This is a genomic window from Oleiphilus sp. HI0132 (assembly GCF_001635845.1).
This window is the reverse complement of sequence record NZ_LWGJ01001769.1, coordinates 1-5,013: the sequence shown is the minus strand read 5'-3', so window position 1 is coordinate 5,013 and position 5,013 is coordinate 1. Positions and strand designations below refer to the sequence as shown.

General features: G+C 43.4%; 3 protein-coding genes. All 3 read left to right on the top strand.

Annotated features, from left to right (window positions below):
* Nucleotides 1-145: 145 nt before the first annotated feature.
* Nucleotides 146-2,218, top strand: a complete 2,073-nt coding sequence (locus A3766_RS32530; RefSeq protein ID WP_068643328.1) for a flagellin — start codon at nt 146-148, stop codon at nt 2,216-2,218.
* 85 nt (nt 2,219-2,303) lie between these two features.
* Nucleotides 2,304-2,681 carry a flagellar protein FlaG gene (locus A3766_RS26945; protein ID WP_068508417.1) on the top strand — a complete coding sequence of 126 codons (378 nt, stop codon included), beginning with the start codon at nt 2,304-2,306 and terminating at the stop codon, nt 2,679-2,681.
* A 232-nt stretch (nt 2,682-2,913) separates the two neighbouring features.
* Entirely contained in the window at nt 2,914-4,902 is a 1,989-nt protein-coding gene (gene fliD, locus A3766_RS26940; RefSeq protein WP_068508419.1) for a flagellar filament capping protein FliD, read from the top strand.
* The last annotated feature ends 111 nt before the right edge of the window (nt 4,903-5,013 follow it).

Below are 5,013 nucleotides of genomic sequence, written 5' to 3'. Positions count from 1 at the left end.
CTTACATTGTTTTTGTAAAAAAAACTAAAGTAATTTTGTGGGGGGCCGTTAAATGATGTAACAAGCGATCGAGAGCGTGCTTTACAAAGCATGGTGTGTTTTAAAGTCTCGTTCGTTTACTTGCAAAATTGATCGGAGAAACGACATGCCTCAAATAATTAATACCAATATCGCGTCTTTAAATGCTCAGCGTAACCTTGAAAGTTCACAAAACGCTCAAAGCCAGGCTTTGCAACGTTTATCTTCAGGTTTACGTATCAATGGTGCGAAGGATGATGCGGCGGGTTTGGCAATTTCAAACCGAATCGACGCTCAGGTTCGTGGTCTTAACGTAGCTAACCGAAACGCAGGTGATGGTGTTTCTTTGGCACAAACTGCTGAAGGTGCTTTAAACAGTATCACAACTTCTTTACAGCGTGTTCGTGAACTAGCGCTACAATCAGCGAATGGTTCAAACACTGATTTGGAGCGTTCTTCTCTACAAGAAGAGGTTGAGCAGCTAAAAGCTGAAATTCAGTCAATTTCTGAAAAGACAAACTTTAACGGTCAAAGCCTTCTAGATGGCTCTTTCCAGGATGCTGGTTTTCAGACCGGAGCAAACGTTGGTGACCGAATTGATGTAAGTATTAATGAAACTACTGTTGATACACTTGGCGCAGCTGCGACTGCTGGTGTGACGTCTAACAATAGTAAAACTGCATTAACTGCAGAGCAGACTATCGCCGCTGGTGACTTGACTATTAACGGTGCTGCTATTTCGGCTCCTGTTGGTAGTAATGACGACACGTCATTTGCTTTGCAGGGCTCAAGTGCAATTTCAAAGGCTGCTGCGATCAACGCAGAAACTGACCTGACGGGTGTGACCGCAACTGCAAACCCCAATACAGTCGAAGGTACAACTATAGCTGCGGGTGTTATCGGTACAGGTGTTGTTGCTGAAACAGTCGCAATTAACGGTGTTGATATAGAGCTTCAGCTTGCAGAAGTTGAAGCAGAGACTGCGCTAACAGCAGTTGCAGATACAATTAATACAAAGAGTGACTTAACGGGTGTGACGGCATCGGTTGTCGAGACAAGCACAGGTTTTCGTGTTGATTTGACTTCTGAAGATGGTCGTAATATCACTGTTGATACAACAACTGGTGGTGCGGAAGACTTCGGTTTAGTTGATGATGGTACTGATGGTACCGCTGTCACATTTATTGGTGATGTAACGCTAACTAGTGATGACGGTTCTGATATTAATGTTGGTTCAAATACTCAGAATATTGATAACTTCGGTTTTGAAAAAGGTACATATAGTGGCAACAAGGCTGCACTAGTTGGTGATAATGGTAATGATGGTACTAGAGCTGCGCTACAGGCTGGTGACTTAACGCTTAATAATGTATCAGTTGGTGCGACAAAAGCAGGTGATGATACTGCATCTTCTACGCTATCAAGTTCAAGCGGTATTGCGCTAGCTGCTGCGATTAATAGGGTTTCAGACCAATCTGGTGTATCGGCTACGGTTAATGAAAACAGAGTTTACTCTGGTGATGTAACTGTGACTGGAACCGACTTTGATATCTCTATAAACGGGACGCAAATCACGGGTGCAATGGGGGCTGATCTTGCCACTAACCTAACAACAACTATTGATGCTATTAACGCTAAGTCTGGTTTGACGGGTGTAACAGCAGAAGCATTGGATAATAATCAATACACTTTGGTTGCTGAAGATGGTCGTAATATTGAATTGACTGTGGCTACGGCTGGTGACTCGGGTTTTACGGCTGATGAAAACTATGTTGCTGGCGTTACGCTTGAGGCGGCTGGTGAGTTCTCAGTGGGTACGCTAACGGGCAATAATGAGCGGGCTGGTTTTAATGCAGTTGGTAGCTTTGGTGGATCAGAGTCGGGTACACTACTGAAAGATGTCGATATTAGTACCCTAGAGGGTGCTGAAGAAGCAATTACTGCGATCGATAACGCTATTAACCAGGTAGCAAGTGAGCAAGCGAAACTGGGTGCGATTCAAAACCGTTTTGAGTCTACTATTTCAAACAACTCTGTCAGTAGTGAAAACTTGTCAGCTGCAAACTCTCGAATTCGTGATGCGGACTTCGCGGCAGAAACTGCGGCATTGTCTAAGTCTCAGGTTCTACAGCAGGCAGGTATTTCAGTATTGTCACAAGCAAATGCTAGACCTCAGCAAGTTCTATCTCTTCTTCAGTAAGGGTTTAGTGCTTAGTTGATATGATGCCGGCTTTGATGAAAATCAAAGTCGGCTTGTTTGGTTATAAGTTAAATGAGGTGCTTATATGAGCGACGTAAAATTACAAGGTGTGGAGCAGTCTTTACGGCTAGCGGCAGCATCGTCGTCTCAGAAAACACGTGAGGCTGGCGATTCGCCTAAGAAAGACGCAGTCGATAAGTCAGTTGAGGAAGTTTCTGAGCTTGATCAATCTTCAGCAACTGAGAGTGTGGGTCAGGCAGTGACTCAGCTTAATGACTACGTTCAATCTGTAGAGCGAAATCTTCAGTTTAATCTTGATGATACATCCGGTAAGACGATTATTACGGTCGTTGATAAGGATACATCTGAGGTGATTAGACAAATTCCTGACGATGTCGCACTGAAGTTGGCTCAAGACTTGCAGCAGAATGAGCCATTGAGTCTTTTTAAGGCTAAAGTGTAATATTTTTTGTAAACTGTGAAGGGTGGTGCTCGTGCAAGTGGCAAGCTTTTCACAGTTCGTTACAATTTAGGGGGTAAACTTTTGCCCCTTCTTGCCGATATATTCTACAAGAGCGCTATATAGAGTTATTGTAGTGTTGACTCAATAGACAAAGTTTTCGCTGGGTTAGAGTGAGTCAAAGTCATTGTGGCTTTAACGCTTATTTAATCCTGTGGTATTCGAGGCGATAAGTATGGCAAGTGTATCTTCGGTTGGAATTGGTTCGGGTGTTCTCACCAGTGAGCTAATTGATAATCTCGCTAATGCAGAGCGCGCTCCGGTTGAGGCTCGCCTAGATAGTCAAGAAGCTGAAATTAATGCTGAGTTATCTATCTTTGGGCAGATTAAATCAGCAGTTACTGATCTTCGTCTACCTGCTCGTACATTATCAAATCCCCAGTTATTTGAATCGAAAACTGTTTCTTCTGGAAGCTCAGCATTTTCCGCTACGGTTAATACAAGTGAAGCGAGTGCGGGTGTTCATACTTTAGAAGTCTCCGCTTTAGCTGTATCTCAAACATTAACAACGACAGAATTTAGTGATTCAGATACCACTGCTTTAGGTGAGGGTGCGCTTTCTATCGTGGTGGATGGCAAAACTACCAACGTAACGATTGATAACTCAAACAATACGCTCGATGGTATTGCTGCAGCAATTAATGCTGAAGAGGATGTGGGGTTGACTGCATCAGTCTTATATACCGGTACGGGCTATAAGCTAGTCTTTAACGCCGACGAAACGGGTCTTGATAAAACTATCGATATAAGCGTTACTGACACGGGTGATGCAAGTAATACCGATGCAAATGGCTTGTCACGTCTTGCTTATACCGCAGGTGCCACCAATCTGATTCAAAGCCAGCCTGCTGCAGATGCAGCATTTAAACTTAATGGTGTGTCAATTACTCGCTCTAGCAACGAGATTGATGACGCTATCCCGGGTTTAAAGTTGTCATTAAATGGTACAAATGATGGTGCACCAGCGAGTCTGGTCATAGCAGATGATCACTCTGCAGTGATAGAGAAAGTGTCTGAGTTTGTTGAAAAGTTTAATGCCTTGCAGACTCTGATTAACGAAAATACCGAGTTTGACCCGAGTAGCGGTGTTGAAGCTGGCATATTATTGGGTGACTCAACGACTCGAAGTTTAATGAATCAGGTGCGCAGCGTGTTAGGTACTACCGTTGCTGGCCTGGAAAATGCCAATGTTAGAAGTTTGGCAGATATCGGAATTTCTACTAATTACCAGACTGGCTTGTTAGAGCTGAATGAAAGTGACTTGGCTGATAAGTTGGCTTCAGACCCTAGTGATGTTTCGGCTTTATTTAGTGAGCAGGGTCGAACAAGTGATGCTCAAGTAAGTTTTGAAACGGCAGGTATTAATACTAAGCCTGGCACATATGACATTGAGGTGACAACGGCTGCAACGCGTGGTGAGTTAGTTGGCGGGGTTAGTCTAGGTGCGAGTACAACGATCGATGCAAACAATGATGAGCTTACTATCAAGATAGATGGCGTTGAAAGTGGTGGTATTACACTCGATGCAGCGAGCTATACGCAGACGCAGCTGGCTGCAGAATTACAGTCAAAGATTAATGCTGACTCGGCGCTGAATGCTGCAGGTAAGTCTGTGACTGTAAGTTTAGATGCTTCAAACCAGTTAGTGATTAACTCTAATGTCTATGGATCGAGTTCAAAGGTTGAAGTTTCAGCTGTTGATACAAATACTTTAGCTCAACTGGGTTTGAGTGTGGCTGCTGGTACCGATGGGGTTGATGTTGAGGGTACGATTAATGGTGTGGCAGCGATAGGCTCGGGTCAAACGCTAAGTGCTGCGACGGGTGATGATTCTGAAGGCATTCGGGTTACAGTTGAAGGTACAGCAACCGGTTCTAGAGGTTCGGTAACCTATATTGAAGGTGTCGGTGAGCAGTTAGTTGATCTAATTACTCAGATTGTATCAATTGATGGTTCTTTGACAACAAAGAACGATACATTAAGTAAGTCGTTAGCAATGATTAATGAGGAGCGTTTAAAGCTTGATGAGAGAATTGAGTCTTTAACAAGTCGCTTGGCGCGTGAATTTACGGCAGCGGATATCGCAGTTTCGAAATTAAATAGTACGATGGATTTTATAAAGGCGCAGTTAGATGCGCTAGCAGGAACAGGTTCAGACAAATAAAGTTTGTTATTAATAATAAAAGAAGTAGCTAAGGAAATAGTACCTTAGTGATTGCAGGAGAATAATATGAATGCATTACATCAGTATCAGTCGGTTAATGCGCAGACAAGT